This is a genomic window from Mycoplasma sp. 888, from assembly GCF_035609225.1.
Classification (GTDB): Bacteria; Bacillota_I; Bacilli_A; order Mycoplasmatales; family Metamycoplasmataceae; genus Mycoplasmopsis.
On the sequence record NZ_CP141192.1, the window covers coordinates 412,398 to 433,479 of the forward strand.

Consider the following 21,082-nt stretch of genomic DNA (forward strand, 5'->3'; position numbering starts at 1 on the left):
TCTTATTCAAGAAAAAAATTATTTAAATTCAAAATTTTAATAATTAAAATCTTGAATTTAGATTTTATTAAGTAAAATTTAATATTACTTTTCAATTGATATTTTACATTAAATCTAATTTTTTATAAAAAATTTTATTTAGCAAAATAAATACGATTAAAATAAAAAATTTAACTCAAAATTTAGTATTTTAAATTTAAATAATTAAATATTTCTTTTTGAATATGTTTCGAAAATAATTTTAGATTTCTTTTTATCAATAACGTTGTTTAATTCTTCTATTGATGCATTTTTAACATTTTCAAATGTCTTAAAATAATCTAGAAGTTTTTTAACAGTTGCATCACCAATCCCTGGTATTGAGTTTAAATCTGATTCTCTGAATTTATTTAAATATTTATGTTTCATTTTACTTTTAGCATACCTGTCAACTTCATTTTGCATTCTTGTAAACAAAAATAAAGCATCTTGTGAAATATTAATTATTTGATTTTTATCATTAATTAATTTTTCAGTTTTGTGTTTTGAATTTTTAACAAGACCAAAAACTTTTATATTTTCAAATTCTAATTCTTTTAATGCATATTTTGCCTCTTTTAATTGTTCAAATGATCCATCAACAATAAAAATATCATTTTTGCCAATATTTAAAGGTTTTGCAAATGTTTTAACAAATTTAAAAACAGTTAAATACATAAGTTCTAAATCAGAATGCTTGCTCATTTGTTTAAATTCTTTTTCATGATTAAAAAATCTATAATTCTCAGGAATTTTTTTACCGTTTGAAAAACAAACTGAAACTCCTACTGGATTTTCTAAATATCAATGTGAATTATCAAACAAATAAATATTTTTAATTTTATTTTCAGCATTTAAAATATTTTCTAATTCTTTTTGAGTTTTAATATTGATTTCTTCTTTTAAAATTGCATCATTAATATTTATTTTCAAATACTCTTGATTATTTAATAGTGATAAGTTTAAAATTTCTAAAAATAATCCCTTTTTAGGAAAAATGATTTTATTAATTAATTTTGTATTCACTTGAATTTGTTCGTATTCAGATTGTAAAATAATATGCTCTGGATAATCTTTATCTGAATAATATTTTTCTAAATAATCAGATATATAGTCACATATATTATTAATATAATAATCATTTAATTTATTTATTTCATTATTGTGAGCTGTTTGTACACCATATCTATAAAATAAACTTTGTATAAATATATGTTCACTTTTAACAATAAATGTATGAACATCAATGTTTTTAAAATTTTGTAATTCGACTAATTGAGTATCTTTTATCTTTTTAAGTAAATTGTATGAATCGTTATATTCTTTTGCAAGTTCAAAATCTAAATTTTCACTTGCTTTATCTCTAAGAAAGATTAGTTTATCTAAAAAATTATTATTTTGGAATTTAAGAATTTCTATGATTTTGTCAAATTTGTATTTTGATACAGAATAAGCTTGTTTTTCAATTGGTAATCCATTTTCATACATAAAGAATCTAGTTAAAACCTTTAACAAATGTTTAAACTCGTGTTGATTTGAAAATGGTCCATAAGAAAAAGTTCTTTCTGTTGTTTTAGAATACACATAGTTTTTATATATTTCTAATTGGTTCTTACTATTAATATTTAATCTTAAATATGGATATCTCTTATCATCAAGTAACTTGATGTTATATTTAGGTTGATATTTTTCAATATAGTTTTTTTCAGCTAAAAAAGCTTCTTGTTCTGTATTATATGTAACAAAATCAAAATCATAGATTTCATCAATCATCTTGTATGTCTTATAAGAGTTAATCGAATTATTTAAATATTGATTTAATCTATTGTTTAAATCAATAGCTTTACCGATGTAAATGACTTGATCTAATTCGTTTTTTCATAAGTAAATTCCACTCTTATGTGGAGTTTTTTTAATTTTCTCTTTTATTCTGGTTATTCTTAAATCATTGTTCATAAGATATATTTTACCTATTTATTTTTAAAAAAAATATAAAGAATATAACCATCAGGTTATTTATTGATGTATAATATTATCAAATTATTAATAACATTAAAGTAATATGAAAATGTAAAAAGGAGTTTCTAATGACACAAATAAAAAACTATATCTACTTTCTTCATAAGGTAATTTTGAAGAAAAAAAGCAGTTGAATCATACCTGCTTTAGTTGGAACAATAATGATTGTTCTTTCAATTATTATTTCAATTATGAATATACAAAACAAATCGCTAGTTATTTATTGTGCTAGTTTTGGATTGTTATTTATAACTATCTTCTTTTCTTCGTTAAAGTCAATTAACTTATATAAAGATTTAGAGGAAGAAGGTTTAGAAATAATTACATTTTCTAAACCTATATCCAGAAAAACTATTTTTATAAGTAAACTGTTAATGTTTTTATTAATGGGGTTATATTGAGCATTATTTTGTTCTTTATTTAATTTAATATTAGGATTAACTTTAAGATTAAATGCTAGTTACTTTGTAGCATTCGTATTTATCACGTTAATCACAATATTTTTAGCATTTATCTTCTTTGGTTCAATTGCTTCATTAATAAGCTATAAACTTAATTCAAAAATTGCCATAACAGTTCCACTGTTATTTAGTATTCCGATGTTTTTAGCTGGAGGATTTATCTCATCAAACTCAACATCAACAGCTAATAACTTTGCTTACTATTTAAATTCTAAAAATCCTAATCAACCGTCAGGTAATGATTCAAATACTAATTACTTTTATTTAGATAACAATAAAGATAATTACTACATCATCCCTAATGGATATGATGCAACAAGTTTTAGTAAAAAACAAGATGCATACTTATCAGAGGCATACGAGATTTCAAAAAACTCATCTACTTCGTGAAGTGTTTATTCTTATTTAGCAATTCCTTATCAAATGTTAGAGATATTCAACATTAATAATGAAGATATATTTAATAAACTAAATAATCACAACACTAATAATTTAAGTGATTACTTATATTACAAGAACACTGATTCTCAAGTATATTCATATATTCTCGAGAAAAAACCAAACCTACGTAAGTATCAAATAAGCAAAGACAAAAAACAATATATAGTTCCAGGTGCACTTAAAAATCAATCATCTATTACAAATATCATTAACACAGACATCATCTATGCAAGAGATGGCGCTTCAGACTTTAACATTATTTACCCAGAAGACAAATACAACTTTGTTACATCCGAAAACTTAGTAGGAAAACTAAAATGAAAAAACATACAGCAACTATTAAAATCAAATGTATTTAATAGTTTTACAAACAAATACTTTGCTGAATTATTTAATTCAGAAGAATTACAAGAATATGTAAAAAACAATGATTTAGTTTCAATTAAAAACTTCTTCTTAAACGATATTCAAAAAAACTTAAATGATGAAAACTCTGAATTAAACAATTTAATTGATAACAGCACAAATGTTCTTGATGAAAATGCTATTAAAAATAAATTAGTTAAATCAAAAGTTGAAAAACAAATTTATTTATATTCAGCACTTATTTACTACATTTACTTTACATACAATGATTCAATTTACTTAAATTCTCTTTTAGTAAATGATGACTACACAGATACATATGCACCATCGCAATTTAAAGTTAAATTAGATGATTACAATTATCAAATCGGTGGATTTGAAACATATGTGCCAAAACAACAAATAATCAATGACCAAATTATCATCAGATACGATTTAACAAAATCAAATAACTACTTATTTGCTACAACAGATCAAATTTACTCAATTCAAAGAAACAAAAAAGTTGTTAACAAATCAATCTTTGTTGTGGTTTGAATAATCTTAGGAGCTTCTCTATTAGCTGCAAATACACTTTTATACATTAGAAAGGATTATAAATAATGAATAACACAAGTATTAAAGTCCAAAATTTAACGAAAATTTATAATAATAACTCTAATGATAAAAAAGGAGTATTTGATTTAAGTTTTGAAGTACCTAAAGGTTCTTTCCACACGTTTATTGGAGAAAATGGTTCAGGGAAAACAACAACAATCAAATCAATCATTGGTTCATACACAAACTTTAGTGGACAAATTTACATTAATGGAATCATTAACTCAGATCCTAAATCAAAAGCAAAACTTGGTTATGTTCCTGAAAATGCAATTTTTCCTAAAGAATTAAATGTATTTGAATATTTATACATTGTTTCTTTATTTGGAAACAAAGACAAACAACAATTAAAAGACAAAATCAATAACTTTTTAGAAAAGTTTGAAATCTCTGATTTAAAGAAAAGCAAACCTAACAACTTATCATCAGGTCAAAAGAAAAAAGTTTTATTAATTCAAGCATTATTAAACGACCCTGATTTAATCATTCTTGATGAACCTGCTGCTAACTTAGACCCAACAGCTAGATTTAAATTATTTGAAATATTATCTGAATTAAATAAACAAGGTAAGACAATAATTATCAGTTCTCACATTTTAAGTGAGATTGATAAGTATGCAACTTCATACACACTTATTCATAAAGGTAAATTAGTTTCATCAGGACAAAAACATAAAAGTCTTGAAGATATTTATTATGAAAAGATTATTCAAAATTAAACTTCTTGCACCTTTATTGTTCTTACCGACAATAGCACTATCTTGTGCTAATACAACAGAAAACACTACTCCACAAGTTTCAAAAGAAAAAAGACCACATCAAACATTTCTAAAAAAATTAGCATTTTCTGAATTTATAAATAATTCAAGAGATTTGAATTTATATATAAATGCACAAAACAATATTCCAGATGAATTTATTAAAGAAATTCAATCATCATTAGTATATGCGCAAATATTAAACAATCCAATTTTAGAAAACAACACTCAAATTCAAGATACATTAAAAGCATCAAAAACACTAGAAACCCTATTTAGAGATAATTGATTTTGATACTTAAGTAATCTAAATAAATTCAATTACTATTTAAACTTTTATTCATCAAGTTTCAAAGATGAAAAAAATGATGCTAATGTGAATTTAACATTAGCAAAATATACAAAAGCAACGCAAGATGATCTTAAGTTAAATATTGATTTACATAATTACAAATTGAATAAATATATTGTTAAAAATATTCAGTTAGATAACTACTCAACACTTAAAAGTTTAGATGTGATTTACGTTGTCCTAAACGAAAATTTAATACTACCTGTATTTAAATATTCACAAAAAGACAAAACACATTTAAAAGCATCTGCTGAAATCTTAAAAATTATCTCTACAGATAACATTGATGCAACAATTGATAATTTGCATAGCAAATTAGTTGCTGCACACGATAAACTATTAAATAATGACATTGAATACAGTAAAAGTATAAATGTTGAAGATTTATCATTTGTATATAAGAACTTTGATTATGCTAAATTTATTATGTTATTTAATTCATACAATTACTTTAAAAGCTTGCACTTAGCGTTAGAAGAAATTAATCAAGATAACTGACAAATTATTAGATACACATTAGTAGGAGTACAAAATGATTAAAATTAAAAAAATATTAAGTTTAATTAGTTTACCTCTTATTAGTGGAGTTGCAATTTCTTGTGCTAATTACACATCTTCAAATAAATTAGAAGCATACATAGATAAATCAACACAAATTAACCCTAAAGTTGAAAACTTGCAGCAAGTTAATCATAAAAAGATTATTGAAACTCTTTTAAACAACGTTTACAAACCAGAAAGTGAAAGAGAACGCAGTTTATATATATACAATCAAGAACAAGACACATCATCAATTATTCAAAAATTCAAAGAGATAACAACAAGTTACAAACAAGAATTTAGATCTGATGAATTAAATAATTTTCTTGTTGAAAAAAACAGACTAGAAGATCTCTTAACCTTCTTTTCAGCTGATGAAAGAAGAGAAGCAGAAAACAAAATAACTGAATTAACAGCAAAAATTAATGAAATTAAAGAACATAATACAACAGCTAAAAAAGAAAAATTCGCTAATAGTTTCTCAGATTTTATTTCAGAAAACTGATATTTTATCTTAAATAATTTAGATAAATTTGACTTCACATTTGTATCTTGATTATTAGATCCAATTGGAAATGGTTATACACTATCAAACGAATATAAAAAATCATTAGAAGCAAAAAGCGAATACAAAAACTACAACGTACCAAACACATACATTGATGACATTAAATTAGGTGATGAATCAGGTGAAATGTCTGATGCTAGAGTTTATTATTTAAAGAAAAATAAACTAGTTTTCAGAATTACTATCAACAACATTTTGCAACCTGTTTCTAATTTAAAATTGGAACCGTTAAACTGATACTTTGGTGATTTAAAAAATAACAAAATATCACTTAACTTAATTTCTAATATTGTTCACTCAAGATTTATTCACGGATACGAATCAGGATTAGTTCAATTTGAAAAAAGTATGGTTAAAGATCTAAGTTATGGAGAACCTGCTAATGTTTTCTTCTTATGAAAGGAGACTAATGAAAATTAGTAAATTACTTAAAAAGATTTTAATGATATCACCATTAAGTTTACCTTTAGCAACTTTATCTTTTACACCTGTCACAGTATCAAAAACAGATGAAACTAGCAAACAAGAAAACGCTTTAAAACTTGAATGAAATAACTTTATTAAACAAGATTCAATTTGAAACTTACTTAATATTGTATATAAAGATGAAACTCAAAAACAAGCTTACATTAACTCACAATTTGAATTACTAAGCAATCCTGATTACAAACAGCAAATTAAAAATGCATTTGTATTCGGGAACAACATGACTCAATCATTTATTCAAGGAGAATTTGATTGAGGGACATTCTCAAGAATAAGACCATTTATAGTAGAACAATCAACAGCTCAAATAGATCAATTATTATCAACAAATTGACTATATGCGTTATTTACAATTACTCAATTTGATTTAATTAAATCAACATTAGATAATGAAAACTTTAATCCCACATCTAATGATCCTGAAAAAATTCATTCAAACTATGCAAAAATAAGTTCAAATAAATTCATTGATTATGTTTATGCAAAAAATAGTGACGAAACACTTGACGATTTATATTACTTGTTATCTAAAAATGGATTTATCTTAGAAATTGGAATTGAAAAGGATTCAAAAAATCCTGAATTACTCAAACCTGAATTACACGGATATGTAAAAACATTTCCAAATATTATCAATAACGATTATATATTAGACGTTTTTGATTTAAATAAATATGTGCAGTTATTTGCTCCATTCGGTGTAGATAACTCTAACAAAGGTAACACCAATGAAATTTTATTTATAGACAATTATGGAGGGGTAAAATTAACATATACATTTGTAGATGTCAATTAACATTCATTATGAAAAAATTATTATTTTCACTTTCTTTACTTAGTTTCTCGGCATTACCAATTGCTTCTGTAGCTTGCATTGATTTAGCAAGTGGTAGTTCATACAAAATAGCTAAACCTTACATAGTAACTAAATTTGATGAATTTTTAAAAGAACAAAACATTACATTAGATCCTAAATACAAAGAAAAATTAGATAACTTTACAAATGAAGATTTAACTAAGTTAAGAAGTAAATTAGCAACACTTAAAGACACAGTTTTAAAACTTAAAAAAGAAAACGAAGGTGTACAAAAACCTGAATTTGCTGCTTCATTAGAACAAATGTCACAATTGCTATCTGAAAACATTTACATCTTCTTAATATACATTTACTACTTTAACACTGTGTTTTATGATTACGGTTTATTATCATTTAATTTTGAAGATGATTCAAAACCAAGACATTCAGATGAGTATTTACACTATGCAATTAACCAAATCAATAGTTTCTCAGAAGATAATGCAACTTCAGGACATACACACTATACATATATAAAAAATGAAATCAAACCAGTTGGAAATATGTCACCAACAAGTTTTTCAAATGTAACTGAATCAAGAATTAAACCCGGATACCGTGAATTTTATGTTGCATTTTCAAACATTGTCTATAAGTTTTACGTAAAAGAAGAAAGTGGTGTTTCTCAAATTATTATGGATCCAATTTGTTTTGCATTCAAATCATCTTTAGGTCAAATTGATGCACAGCAAATTGAAGAACTATACAATATAAATTTAGAAGCATTAGAATTAAATAAAGCAAACCAAATTCTTAGAACTTTTGAAAACACAACACAAGGAGTACTTAAGTATCCTCAAAGAAATATTATCTTCTAACAAATATGACCACCACAAGGTGGTTTTTGTTTTAAATTTAAGGCACAAAATTCAATTAAAATTACACCATTTTAACACACTTATTTTTATGGTCTTACAGAAAAAATTTTGCTCAAAATTTACCTCAAAAAAGTTAAAAAAATTAAGGCCAAAATTAATCAATTTAGTAAAATAGCATTTATGAAAAGTAAGGCGCTTTTAATTCAAATTTTACCTATATCAAATGTATTAAAAGTATTCAATGATATTGACTATTCAACTAAAAAATACTTACGTGAAGAATACATTGAAAACTTATTTGATACAGTCTCCCTTTTAAAATATAGCTATTAAAACTATATTAAAGAAAGGAGATTAAAAATAATGGCTATTAAAGTTAAAAGAAAAAAAGATAAACAACCAATTATTGAATTAATTGACGTTGTTAAAGAATTTCAAAATAAAACAGTTTTACATAGTATTAATTTAAAAATTCAACCAGGTGAGTTTGTTACTTTATTAGGTCCATCAGGTTCAGGGAAAACTACTATTTTAAGATTAATTGGTGGTTTTGAGTGAACTACACGTGGTGAAATCAAATTTAATGGTTTAGACATTAAAGATCTTGAACCACACAAAAGAAATGTTTCAACAATCTTCCAAGATTATGCACTTTTTCCACATTTAAACGTTTATGGAAACATTGCATATGGTCTTAAACTTAAAAGAATTCCTAAAGAAGTTATTGACCAAAAGAAAGTAAAACTTCTTGAAGAATTAACTAAAAAATGAGATGCTTTAAGTCATAAAAAAATGGAACAACTTGACAAGCTACAAGAAAAATATGAAGAACAACTTGAAAACTTAAAAGAAGGAACATACCAATATAAGAAAATTCAAAAATGACTTGATAACTCAGACTTTGTTTATTCATATTGAGAAAGTTACACAGCATTAAAAGTCGAAGCATTCCAAAACCTACACTTTAAACGTAGAATGACAAAACAAGAAATGGATGAAAAAATTAACAAAATCATCGATCTTGTAGGTCTTACAGGAAATGCTGATAAAGCTATTTCTGAACTTTCAGGTGGTATGAAACAACGTGTTGCATTAGCTCGTTCACTTGTTATTGAACCAGAAATCTTACTTTTAGATGAACCACTTAGTGCACTTGATGCAAAAATTAGACAAAAAATGCAAGTTTTATTAAGAAGTATTCAACAAGAATTAGGTCTTACATTTATTTTTGTTACTCACGACCAAGATGAAGCTCTTGAACTTTCAGATAGAGTTGCTGTTATGCGTGATGGTGTTATTGAACAATATGACACACCTAAAAACATCTATGACTATCCAGTTAACATCTGAGTTGCTAAATTTATCGGTGATTCAAACATCTTTGATGCTAAATTTACAAAACAAGGCAAAATTAAGATATTAAACAAAGAGTTCAAAACAATTCATGAAGCAGATGAATTTGAACCAGGCGAAGTACTTGATGCACTTATTAGACCAGAAGATATTGACATTTACTCAGAACCATCTAAAACTTCAAACAGATTATCAGGACACATTTCTGACATTTCTTACAGAGGAAGCTACTACTACATTAAAGTTGAAATTGATGAACAAACAGTTATTTATGTAGAAACATCTAAGAAATTTGAACTAGGTGAAAAAGTTTACTTAAGTTGAACAATTGACTCAATCCATTTAATGCATAAAGACGCTAAGTGAGATTATTCAAATAATGAATTCCAAAACTAATAAATTCAACTTCACTTTTGATAAAAAAACACACCTAGTTTGACCTTATTTCCTAATTGCGCTCTTACTTATTATTCTTCCAATTATTTTAATTGTGCTTTATGCACTTATTCCAAACGAAAGTTTTGATAACTGAGTTTTAATCAAGTCATCAAGTACTTGAAAAATTATGGGACGTTCATTATGAATCGGATTAGCAGCATCAATGTTATGCTTAATCATCGGATTCCCATACGCTTACTTTGTTTCAACATCTAAATCTAAGATTTTTAAAATTTGTGCACTTAGTTTAATAATTTCGCCACTTGCAATTTTCACAATTGCTAGAATTTATTCAATTAAGGCCTTATTCTTAGGGATTATGGCACACAACACAAAAAGTTTAAACAATGAAGCATTTATGGTATTTGGACTTATGTACCTTAACTTACCTTTAATGATTATGCCTTTATACACAGTGTTTAAAGATATGCCAAAAAACATCATTGAAGCAAGTCATGACTTAGGTTACAATCAAACTCAAACAATTTTCAAAGTTATTATTCCATATGGTATTAGAGCTATCTTAAGTGGTTTTGGTATGGTGTTCCTTGCATCTGCTACAACCTTTGTTATCTCAGCAAAACTTCTACCAGATGGTTCACAATATCAAACAGTTGGAGATATTATCAACTCAAGAGCAAACCCAGGAAATAAATTTGACTTAGCAGCAGTTTCTGTTTTAGTTATCGTGGTATCTGCTATTTTCTTAAGTATTTATGGAATTATTTTAATAACTCCTAAAATAATTTTCAGACTTAAAAAAGGAGCGCACTATGAGTAAATTCTTAAAAAGATCTTATATTTACATCATTTTAGCAATTGTTTATATACCACTTTTATTTGGAGTTATTTACTCATTCAACCAATCAACACCAAAAGGTCAATTCAACCCAACTTGAACTAAAGGGACATTTGAAAACTGACTTCATTTATTTGATAACAACAGAGCAATGTCTCTTGTAAACAGCTTACTTTTAGCGCTTATTGTAAGCTTTTTAGTATGTACAATTTCACTTGTAACTGTATATGCACTATACAGACAGAAGAACAAAATTGTTAGATCATACGTAAGCTCTACAATCAACATTCCTCTTATTAACCCAGACAATATTACAGCTATTGGACTTGTTCTTGTTTTTGGTATCTTCTTTGGAGTTATTCAAACAGATAGCGAAGGATTTGGACGTGTTGTAGTAGCTCACACAATTATGACACTTCCATATGCAATTTCACTTATGTTGCCAAGAAGTGAAAAATTCAACAACAACCTTTACGAAGCAAGTCAAGATTTAGGATACTCAAAATTAAGATCTTGATTCAAAACTTACTTTGTTTATATGATCCCTTCAATTATTATGTCTGTAATAGTAGCTTCTGTTCTTTCATTTGATGATTTTATTATCACTAGAACAGTGTCTAATATGCAAACAGTTGGAACTGATTTATACGCAGGTTCATTTGAGCCTTGAGGACTTATTTTTGGTGCTATTATCCTTGTATTAACTATTATCGGAAACATTATTTACGTTGCAGTTAAGAAAGGTAAGAAATAATAATGAAGAAAATTATTAAAACATCATTAATTAGTGCTGGGATTTTAACAATCGCAGCAGTAGGAACTGGCTTAATTGTTTCAAAAGCAATTAATGGTTATAAACCACCTTTTTACAACTTTAGATCATATATGTCAGATGATAATAAAGAGAAGTTAAGAGATGTATTCAGTTATGCTGAATTTAACGAAGTTAATGAGTTTAATAATGCATTAATCAACCATAAAGCAGCTGCAGGAATCAGTGGAGATTTCCTAGCTGCATCACTTATTAAAAAAGAATACTTACAAAAAATTGATTATTCAATTTTACTTAACAAACCTGAACTTAAAAACGACAGAGAAAAAACAAAACAATATCTTAAAAATATTATCAAATCAGAAGTTTGAGAGCATCTTGAAGATTACAACGAACAATTGAAGACTAAATTTAATGGTGAAGAACTTAAAGATGAAAAAGGTAATTATCCTGAACTTTGAGAATACTTTTTTCCTTACTTTTCTCAAGATATGGTAATTGCTTACAACATCAAGAAAAAACCAATTGCGCCTGAAAAGAAAACTGAAGATGATGCAATTAATATTGATTTATACGCTAATAAATTTAATAATGGATATAAAACAAATTCTATTATCAACTCACTTAAAATAGTTGCTGATAATGGATTTGATTCTTGAATCATAACTGACGCAGTTAGAGATAACTTGTTATATGGTTCATCTTATTGAACAAATGCAGATGGAACTCACAGTGCTGATCAGTTCACTGGTGCAGTTACAAAAGAAACATACAAAGGTTTAGTTGATTCATTTGTTTCACTTATTAAAGATGGAACAGGTTTCCCAATTGGACACAAAAACATCTCATTCCAAGGAGATGGGCTTGAATTATTAAATAACTTAATTAATCCTGAAAGACCTGATATTAATGCAGCTATTATGTACAATGGTGATGCTATTGATGCATACTATGGAGAAGATAACTTCCCAGGTAAAGTTGAAGATGGTAACATTAGAGTTATTAAACCTAAAGAAAACATTTTATTAGTCGATGGACTTATTTTATCTAAAGTTAACACAGAAGAATCAAACAAACTCTACTTAGAAACAATTAGAGATGGATTCTTAGATAACTTACCAGAATTAGCAGAACAATTCGAACATATCGATAAAAAATATGAAAAACAAGAATTTGATCTTAAAAAACAATTATTCATTGAACACGCTGTTGCACAAAGATGAAAAGTTCTTCAAACAGGTACAGAAAATTCACCAAGTGCATTTAAAGAATTAGCTACTGATAAATTTGTTGAGCTAGGTCTCATAGACGAAAATGAAAATCAAGACAAATTAAATAACGTAATTATCAAATATGCTGACTTACTTGATTTATCACTTCCTGATAACAAAGAGTACTTAGATAAGTATCTTGAATTAAATGCAAAACACAACAAATTCTTACATCACGAACTTGAAGAAGATGTTGATCTAGACGATAGAATTAACATCTATCCTTACAGATTTAAAGATTACTTTAGCAAAACAAAAAACTTAAACAACTTCTTTATACAAGTTGCAACTGATATTAAGAATTTTACATATCCAGAAGCAGATAAATATGTTTCAGCACTTTCATTACCTGAAAATGCAGATGATGAAATTAAAGTCTTATTTGCATTAGTTTTTGAAAATGAAAAAATATTTAAAGAACAAAAAGATGAAAATGCAGAAATTGCAATCCAAAAATTAGCAGACTTTATTAAATCTTACATTGCAAAAGTAATTTCATACCTTGATTTAAGTAATGAAGATGTTATTGGTGGATACAAAAACTTAACAAACTTCAATTACATTAACTATGTTCCTGCACAAGCAGTTGATTATGAATTAGTGCTTAGAAACTACTTTGCTTCAGCTGAAGATGGAATGGATGCTAACGCAATTGATATTTATGAAATCAATAATAGTTCAACAATTCACAAAACACTTCAACCAATTGATGATGAACTTTCATCAAGTACAAGCACATATTACAATGAAAAAACTAAAGGGTAGTCAGTAATGACTGCTCTTTTTTTACAGTTTGTATACTATGATAAAAGAAAAAAGCAATCAAATTTGATTGCTTTTTTCTAATTAAAATACATATAAATTATCATACTTTTTAACATTGAATTTAGGTTTTAAGAATTGTTTTGAAGACTTACCAAATGATAAGAATTTCTTACCTTTTCCAAAGTTAAAAATAATTTTATCTTGAAGAATAAAGATACCAGCACATGCATATAAGTAAAGTGTTCCTAATCCAATTAATGTAAACACATTAAATGGTCATTTCATTAATGGACCAATTAAACTTGAGAATGGATTATATTTGTCTTTTCCTACGTAAATGTAATTGCTCTTTCAAGCACTTGGCGCTAAGTCATCAAGTGCTCAGTTTAAAAAGAAGCAAGCTACAACAAGTGATCCGAATAATGCAAGTGTTCTTAAGATATCTTTGTTTCTTATTGAATATGGAAACACAATAGAAACAATAAATGTAGAAAGCAATATAAATACGTGAAGCGCCATTAAATCATAGAATATGTAGTTATCGTAGTAAATATGGAACTCATATTCTTTACCTTTTTCATAGGATTTGCCAAATGCTGTAAACGTTTCATCAGGCGTGTAATTTATCTTAACATCAGGTAATATAAGTGCAATAGTTGCACCAAGGAAACTAAGTGAAATTAAATATTTCATTCATTGTGGTTTATTTAACAAAAGCACAATACCGATTGAAATCCCTAAAATTCTACACATATGAAGTGGTATAGTTTCTCATTTACCTGGATATTGTGTAACTCCAAACATAATAGCTCTAGCGACAATAAATGTAAGTGTTAGCGCTCCTGCAGTTCTAATTAATATTTCTTGAGTTTTTACTGACACATTTTTACGCTTAATTGCTTCATGTATTTGTCTTTTGAAGATTCAAATAACAAAAATAATCAACATAGCAATAACTCAAGATAATCTAAGACTTAAATTAGTTTGAGCTAGCATTGTCTCTGATATTTCACCACTACCGGTTCAAGATCAGAATCCAGGTTTTAAGAAAAAATATTTTTCTTCAAAGTTCATAATGCTCCTTTAAAGGTTTATATATTGCTAATAATTATAATTCTTTATATATAAAAGTAAAATTTTATTATTAAGTTATTTAATTTAGTAAATAAACTAAATTACCTTGTTTTTAGGTAAAAAAGAAAAACTCAAACTACATAAAGTAATTTGAGTTAGATGTATAAATGAAACAATAATTATTTACCGTTCATTTTTTCAAGTCTTTTGTTGAATCTGTCGATTCTACCTGTCGCTTTAACTTGTGCTCTTGACCCTGTGTAAACTGGGTGGCATCCTGAACATACGTCTACTGTAAAGTTTGGTTTAACTGATTTGAATTGGAACGCTTTGTGGCAAGTTGAACAAGTAACGTTTACTTCGTGGTATGGTAAGTGAATATCTTTTTTCATAAATAAAACTCCTAATATTCCTAATTACTATTTTGAGTAGAACTCAACGATTAAAGGATCTTTGATTTCTGAGTGAATTTCGTTACGTTCTGGTAAACGATCTAATTTAACTGAAAAGTCTTTTCTTGTCATTCAAGCTGAAGCAGCTTTTTGTTCCATAGCTTCAAGAATTTGTTTGTTGTTTCTTGATTTTTCTTTAAGAGTAATTTCTGAACCTAATGAAATTGACATAGAAGGGATGTTAGCTTTTTTGCCATCAACAACAAAGTGTCCGTGGTTAACAAGTTGACGAGCTTGTCTTCTTGTTGTAGCAAATCCTGCTCTATAAACTAAGTTGTCTAAACGAACTTCTAATAATTGAAGTAAGTTTGTCCCTGTAATTCCTTTAGCTTTAACAGCTTTTTCAAAAACTCTTCTTAATTGTTTTTCATTTAAACCAAATAAGTGTTTAACTTTTTGTTTTTCGTATAAGTGTAATCCATATTCAGATAATTTAACACGTTTGTTTCCGTGTTGTCCTGGAGCATAAGTTCTCTTTTTACCTTTAGCGAATTCTTTACCTGATTCTAAGATAGAGAATCCTAAACGACGTGACTTTTTAAATACAGGTCCTGTGTATCTTGACATAGTATTTTTACCTCTTTCTGCATAACTTAGAGGGTTTATTTCTAACTAGTTAAATTTAACTTAATGCTTTGGATTAAATCAGCTAATCTACTTGCAATGTTATAGTCATGTTAAATTTATTTAAAAGTCATAATAAACTGCTGTTTTATGCTTATTTATTCTATCATTATTTTATAAATAATGAATTATTATTTAGCTCTATATAACCTATTTAAAAGAATTTTTAGTTTGCTTATTTTTACTTAATTTATTAATTGATTTTGTTTGATTAAATTCAGGTATTTGCATTTGTAAAATCAATCAACAAAATGAATATACATTATTTAAAAAACAATATAATTAATAAATAACTTTATTAATTAGTTAAGGAGTGTTATGAAACAAAAATTATTAAGTGGAATAAAACCAACTGGTGATTTAACATTAGGTAATTACATTGGTGCAATTAGAAACTTTGTGCAAATGCAGAATGATTATGAATCATACATTTTTGTAGCTGACTTACACGCACTTACAACTGGAAGTGTCGATCCAGCTGAACTTAAAAAAGCAAGAAAAACCATTGTTGCACTTTATTTAGCTTGTGGACTTAATCCAGAAAATGTAACAATTTTTTATCAATCACAGGTTAGTGCACACGGAATGATGAATTGACTTTGTACATCAGAAACAACAATTGGCGAATTACAAAGAATGACTCAATTCAAAGATAAGTCACAACAAATCAAACAAGCTAACGGAACTTCTAAAATACCTACTGGTCTTTTAATGTATCCAGTGTTAATGGCTGCTGATATTCTTTTATATAATCCTGATGTGGTCCCTATTGGAGAAGATCAAACTCAGCACCTTGAATTGACTAGAAACATTGCTGAAAGATTTAATTCAAAATACAATGCTAACTTCACAATTCCTAACGGAGTTGTTCCTAAAGTTGGAGCAAGAATTAAATCACTTACTGATCCTACTGCTAAAATGTCAAAAAGTGAACACGGTACCAAATCAACCATTTACTTACTTGAAGACTCACAACAAGCTTACAACAAGATTATGAAAGCAGTTACTGACTCGGAAGGTAAAGTATATATTTCAAACGACAAACCTGGTATTTTAAACTTACTTAATATTTATGCTTCATTAAATAACATAACACTTGAACAAGTAGAAGAATTATTTAAAGATAAAAACTATAAAGAATTCAAAGAAGCAGTTGCTACATCAGTTAAAAATCTTTTAATTGATATTCAATCAAAATACAATGCAGCTTTAAAAGAAGTTGACAAAATAACTGACGAAGGTGCAATTAGAGCTTCTAAAATTGCAGATTATAATTTAAACAAGTTAATGAAAAAAATGGGACTCTATTCCTCATTGACAAAACCTAAAAATGATAAATAAGAGGTAAATTAATATGAAAGCTAATAAAAAACTTAACCATACAACAAGTCACTTACTTGGTGCAGCTGTTAAAAAACTTTATCCAAATGTTAAATTAGGATTTGGTCCGGCTACTGAAGAAGGTTTTTACTATGACTTTGAATTTTCTGAACCACTTTCAGAAACAGAATTGCCTAAAATTGAAAAGTTTATGAAAAAACTTGCTTCAAGAAATTTGGTCATGAAGCAAGTTTCAATTGATGAATATTCATTTGAAGACAAACCTTACAAAAAAGAACTTTATGATGAATTAGTATCAGAAGGTAAAGAAGTTACATTCTATGCTCTTGTAGATCCTTTAAGTAATGAAACAATCTTTGTTGATTTATGTGCTGGTGGACACGTTGAAGACACAAAACAGATTAAACACTTTAAATTACTTAACTTAGCTGGTGCATACTGAAGAGGAAATTCAGATAACATCCAATTAACAAGAATTTATGGAACATCTTGAGATTCAGCAACAGAACTTGAAGAATACTTACAAATCCTTAAAGATAGAAAAGAAAGAGACCACCGTAAAATTGGCAAGGAAATGAAATTATTCACATTCAACAAATTAGGTGGTCAAGGATTACCATTCTGATTAGAAGATGGAATGTACATTCACAATGAAATTAGAAACCTTATTCTTAAAACGGATAGAAAATACGGTTTCACAGAAGTTTTAACACCACACTTTGGTGAAGAAGAACTTTACAAAATTTCAGGACACTTAGCTCACTACAAAGATGATATGTTTAAACCAGTTGTGCTTGAAAATGAAAATTTAATTGCACGTCCAATGACTTGTCCTCACCACATTATTTGCTACAACACAGAAAAACGTTCATACCGTGACTTACCAATTAGATATTCAGAACAATCACAACTTTACAGATATGAAAAATCAGGCGCTCTTACAGGTCTTGAACGTGTTAGAGGAATGCTTTTAACAGAAGGGCACTTATTTGTTAGAAAAGATCAAATTGCTCAAGAATTCAAATCAATGTATCAATTAATTAAAGAAACATTAGAAATCTTTAAAATTCAAATTAGTTACGTTTCTTTAAGTTTAAGAGATCCACAAAACACAGATAAGTACTATTCAGATGACAAGATGTGAAATGAAGCTGAAAACGAACTTAGAAAAGTGCTTAATGAATTAGGTGTCAAATACGAAGAAAAAATCGGAGAAGCTGCTTTCTATGGACCTAAAATGGATATTCAAATCTTTACAGCTTTAGGACACGAAATCACAGTTTCTACATTACAACTTGACTTCTTATTACCTGAAAGATTTGATATTACATACACAAACAAAGACAATCAAGAAGAACGTCCAGTTATGATCCACAGAGGTCTTATTGGAACATATGAACGTTTTGTTTCAATTCTTTTAGAACAAACAAAAGGTGTACTTCCATTCTGATTAGCACCTAAACAATTCACAGTTATTCCTGCTACAAATAATCCAGAAGATATAAAATACGCATCAGACATCAACCAATTATTATTCAATGCAGACTTTAGATCTAAATTAGATGATCGTGAAGAACGTTTAGGTAAAAAAGTGCGTGAAGCACAAATGTCAAAATCTAAATTCCAAATCATTGTCGGAGAATCTGAAAGATTAAATGAAACTGTTTCATACCGTGAATATGGTAAACAAGAAACAACAACAATGCCTGTTGCAGAATTTGTCCTAAAAATGATGAGATTGAGAGATTCTCGTGAATAATAAAAAACAAGAAAATAAAAAAGAAAAGAAAATTAAAAAACCAGTTAATGGTTGATACATATCATTTTTAGCAATATTTTGGGTTTTAGCAGCTGCGATGATTTTAACAAGTGGAAACATCATTCCTTGGGATAGAATTGTTCCAAATTCTGTTTATAATGTACCTCTTTATGCACGTATATTAGCATCAATTTTCTTTCCAATTTTAGTTTTATCATATGCTTTCTTTGTTGTTTTAAAAGAAAAAATGAGTGTTTGAAGACTTATTAACTATGTATTTATTATTGGAATTATAATTACACTATTTTGAGTTCCTAGAATGATCAATGTTAACGAAGGAAGAGCGAAAGCTGAAGCTAGTTGACAACCACAATGACTATTATTCCCTTATGATGTAACTGTAGTATTTGGTGTTTGTGTAATCTTATATGCTTTATGTTTATACTTTGTTACACCAAAATTTGTAAGTGACATAAGATTAAAAACCCAGAAATTATTAGGTTGTTTCAAGAAACAAAAATCAATTTTAGAAGAAGAACCAAAAAACTAAAATTAATAATTATTAAAAATTCCTATCACTGCTGAAGCGATAGGAATTTTTAATATACTTTTTATAAAACAAATCTACCAGTCATATTGATCTTAAATAAGACAGAAAAACAGTTTTTTTAGATTTTCTATCTTACTTTTATCAATCTAGTTACATTAATCCAACCACTTTTAGAATACCAAGAAGAATTCCTATCAAAATTAATGTTAATATAACTCCTAAGAAAGCTCACGCAACTCTGTCCTTCACATTTTTTCTTTTAGTACTAATTTTAGTTGCAACATCATTCACAAGATCAGTTTCAACAGAGATTTGCTTTTTAACTTGAGTATCATTGTTTTTAGCAGGTAACTGTTGATCACAAACAATAACATTTGTTTCAGTAGGTTTCTCAGGTTTAAATTCAATACTTTTAATTAATGAGTTATATTCATGATTTTTGTTGGTTCCATTATTAACATGAATGTAAATATACCAACATAATTTATGAATATTTCGGTCACTTTTTAGATAGTTAGAATCAGAATAAGTCTTGAAATCATAAATAAATGGCTTTAATACATTTACGTTATCCAAATCAATCATAAACTTTTTGTCTGAAAATGTTCCTTCAGTTGAGTCTATGTGATTAAAATCAGAAATTTCTAATGTCTTAAGATATAAAAATGTTTCAGCATAAAAATGATAGTAATTTGCAAGAATAAATGTAAGTGAATTAGGATAATTTTCTGTTTTATTGCTACAAATAATATATCATCATAATCTTCATGTCTCACTTTCATCAAATATTTTCACAAGTGATTCATCGTGAAATATTAGTTTCAAGAAGTAATATACAAATCATAATACAGGATTATCTGCTTCAAATTTTTTACAATTGAAATAATTGTGATTTTTAGCAGGATAATTTGCGAAATTATCTTTTCCCTTTTCAAAGAATTTTTTCAAATACTCAGCAACCTTTTTATTTTTTATAAATTCCTCATCTTTTTTCAATATGTCATCAATATTAAACTTTTCTCGATTCTTTACTTTTGAATCTGTGAAACATATTGCTTTAAATAAGTATTCTGGCATTTTACCTTTAAAATTTGCTACTTTTGAAACATCGGTTATTTTTCCAATAGCTAATTTTTCAATGGCATCAGTATATATTTCATATTTAGTTTTTTCTTTATTGTTTGAGTTTTGATACAAAGTCGAAAAATCTACTTCAGTTTGCTTGTTATTGAATAATTCTTGAACATTCTCAAAAATTTCCTTATCAGTAAAATCACTATCAGAAAATGATGAAAAATCATCCTTAATATTTGGATTTGGATTAGCAAACTTATTTAAAAGTGAATTTGTAATTAAGACTTTATGAACTTCTCGTGTTTTTAGATCTATAAAACCTGTCAATAATTCTGTGTGACTAAATCATCTATGTCTTTTGATATTCTTACTTTTACTCATAATATAAAATTTTAATACAAAAAAGAAAAGCACCATTTAAATGGTGCTCGTGCCCTGAAAAAGAGGCTATCAAAGAGTTTATATTCTCTAATTCCAGGTTACCTCATTAAGTATCAAAATAATGAGGTACTTTTATTATAAAACTTTTT

At 27.0% G+C, this 21,082-nt stretch carries 19 protein-coding genes; 14 read left to right on the top strand and 5 right to left on the bottom strand.

Features of this window, described 5'->3' with window-relative positions; genetic code table 4:
• Positions 1–204: 204 nt before the first annotated feature.
• Entirely contained in the window at positions 205–1,974 is a 1,770-nt protein-coding gene (locus U5U50_RS01900) for a GIY-YIG nuclease family protein (protein WP_324672262.1), read from the bottom strand.
• Between the two features lie 131 nt (positions 1,975–2,105).
• Here U5U50_RS01900 and U5U50_RS01905 point away from each other — a divergent pair, with 131 nt between their 5' ends.
• The 11 genes from U5U50_RS01905 to U5U50_RS01955 all read left to right on the top strand — a co-directional run bounded on the left by U5U50_RS01905 (position 2,106) and on the right by U5U50_RS01955 (position 13,678).
• A complete protein-coding gene (locus tag U5U50_RS01905) occupies positions 2,106–3,908 on the top strand; it encodes an ABC transporter permease (RefSeq protein WP_324672264.1) in 1,803 nt (600 codons plus the stop codon).
• Complete coding sequence (locus tag U5U50_RS01910; RefSeq protein ID WP_324672266.1) at positions 3,908–4,621, top strand: ABC transporter ATP-binding protein; 714 nt, start codon at positions 3,908–3,910, stop codon at positions 4,619–4,621. Before U5U50_RS01905 ends, U5U50_RS01910 begins: the two co-directional genes overlap by 1 nt.
• The gene (locus tag U5U50_RS01915) at positions 4,599–5,552 is read left to right on the top strand and encodes an aromatic motif membrane protein (RefSeq protein WP_324672268.1); all 954 of its coding nucleotides are present in this window, start codon (positions 4,599–4,601) and stop codon (positions 5,550–5,552) included. Before U5U50_RS01910 ends, U5U50_RS01915 begins: the two co-directional genes overlap by 23 nt.
• Positions 5,545–6,540 carry an aromatic motif membrane protein gene (locus tag U5U50_RS01920; protein ID WP_324672270.1) on the top strand — a complete coding sequence of 332 codons (996 nt, stop codon included), beginning with the start codon at positions 5,545–5,547 and terminating at the stop codon, positions 6,538–6,540. The genes U5U50_RS01915 and U5U50_RS01920 overlap by 8 nt, the downstream gene beginning before the upstream one ends.
• Positions 6,530–7,402, top strand: a complete 873-nt coding sequence (locus tag U5U50_RS01925; protein ID WP_324672272.1) for an aromatic motif membrane protein — start codon at positions 6,530–6,532, stop codon at positions 7,400–7,402. Before U5U50_RS01920 ends, U5U50_RS01925 begins: the two co-directional genes overlap by 11 nt.
• Positions 7,403–7,410: 8 nt before the next feature.
• Positions 7,411–8,280 (top strand): hypothetical protein, encoded by an 870-nt coding sequence (locus U5U50_RS01930; RefSeq protein ID WP_324672274.1) that lies wholly within the window; start codon positions 7,411–7,413, stop codon positions 8,278–8,280.
• A 180-nt stretch (positions 8,281–8,460) separates the two neighbouring features.
• Positions 8,461–8,613 (top strand): hypothetical protein, encoded by a 153-nt coding sequence (locus U5U50_RS01935; RefSeq protein ID WP_324672276.1) that lies wholly within the window; start codon positions 8,461–8,463, stop codon positions 8,611–8,613.
• Between the two features lie 30 nt (positions 8,614–8,643).
• Positions 8,644–10,029 carry an ABC transporter ATP-binding protein gene (locus U5U50_RS01940; protein WP_324672278.1) on the top strand — a complete coding sequence of 462 codons (1,386 nt, stop codon included), beginning with the start codon at positions 8,644–8,646 and terminating at the stop codon, positions 10,027–10,029.
• Positions 10,013–10,852, top strand: coding sequence for an ABC transporter permease (locus U5U50_RS01945; RefSeq protein WP_324672280.1), 840 nt, complete (start codon positions 10,013–10,015; stop codon positions 10,850–10,852). Before U5U50_RS01940 ends, U5U50_RS01945 begins: the two co-directional genes overlap by 17 nt.
• A complete protein-coding gene (locus U5U50_RS01950; protein WP_324672283.1) occupies positions 10,845–11,624 on the top strand; it encodes an ABC transporter permease in 780 nt (259 codons plus the stop codon). Before U5U50_RS01945 ends, U5U50_RS01950 begins: the two co-directional genes overlap by 8 nt.
• Before the next feature lie 2 nt (positions 11,625–11,626).
• Complete coding sequence (locus U5U50_RS01955) at positions 11,627–13,678, top strand: hypothetical protein (RefSeq protein ID WP_324672285.1); 2,052 nt, start codon at positions 11,627–11,629, stop codon at positions 13,676–13,678.
• An 81-nt stretch (positions 13,679–13,759) separates the two neighbouring features.
• Here U5U50_RS01955 and U5U50_RS01960 read toward each other — a convergent pair whose 3' ends face one another.
• From U5U50_RS01960 to rpsD, 3 genes are all read right to left on the bottom strand, one after another.
• Positions 13,760–14,752 carry a YwaF family protein gene (locus U5U50_RS01960; protein WP_324672286.1) on the bottom strand — a complete coding sequence of 331 codons (993 nt, stop codon included), beginning with the start codon at positions 14,750–14,752 and terminating at the stop codon, positions 13,760–13,762.
• Positions 14,753–14,931: 179 nt separating this feature from the next.
• On the bottom strand, positions 14,932–15,144 hold the full coding sequence (rpmE, locus tag U5U50_RS01965; protein WP_324672288.1) for a 50S ribosomal protein L31: 213 nt from the start codon (positions 15,142–15,144) through the stop codon (positions 14,932–14,934).
• 27 nt (positions 15,145–15,171) lie between these two features.
• A complete protein-coding gene (gene rpsD, locus U5U50_RS01970; protein WP_324672290.1) occupies positions 15,172–15,771 on the bottom strand; it encodes a 30S ribosomal protein S4 in 600 nt (199 codons plus the stop codon).
• 375 nt (positions 15,772–16,146) lie between these two features.
• On the opposite strand from rpsD, the gene trpS reads away from it, so the two are divergent.
• From trpS to U5U50_RS01985, 3 genes are read left to right on the top strand one after another with little or no spacing between them, the layout of a single operon-like run.
• Complete coding sequence (gene trpS / locus U5U50_RS01975; RefSeq protein ID WP_324672292.1) at positions 16,147–17,169, top strand: tryptophan--tRNA ligase; 1,023 nt, start codon at positions 16,147–16,149, stop codon at positions 17,167–17,169.
• A gap of 13 nt (positions 17,170–17,182) precedes the next feature.
• Complete coding sequence (thrS, locus tag U5U50_RS01980; protein WP_324672294.1) at positions 17,183–18,928, top strand: threonine--tRNA ligase; 1,746 nt, start codon at positions 17,183–17,185, stop codon at positions 18,926–18,928.
• On the top strand, positions 18,921–19,478 hold the full coding sequence (locus tag U5U50_RS01985) for a hypothetical protein (RefSeq protein ID WP_324672296.1): 558 nt from the start codon (positions 18,921–18,923) through the stop codon (positions 19,476–19,478). The genes thrS and U5U50_RS01985 overlap by 8 nt, the downstream gene beginning before the upstream one ends.
• A gap of 150 nt (positions 19,479–19,628) precedes the next feature.
• Here the strand turns inward: U5U50_RS01985 and U5U50_RS01990 are convergent, their stop codons facing one another.
• A complete protein-coding gene (locus tag U5U50_RS01990; protein ID WP_324672298.1) occupies positions 19,629–20,933 on the bottom strand; it encodes a hypothetical protein in 1,305 nt (434 codons plus the stop codon).
• Positions 20,934–21,082 lie beyond the last annotated feature (149 nt).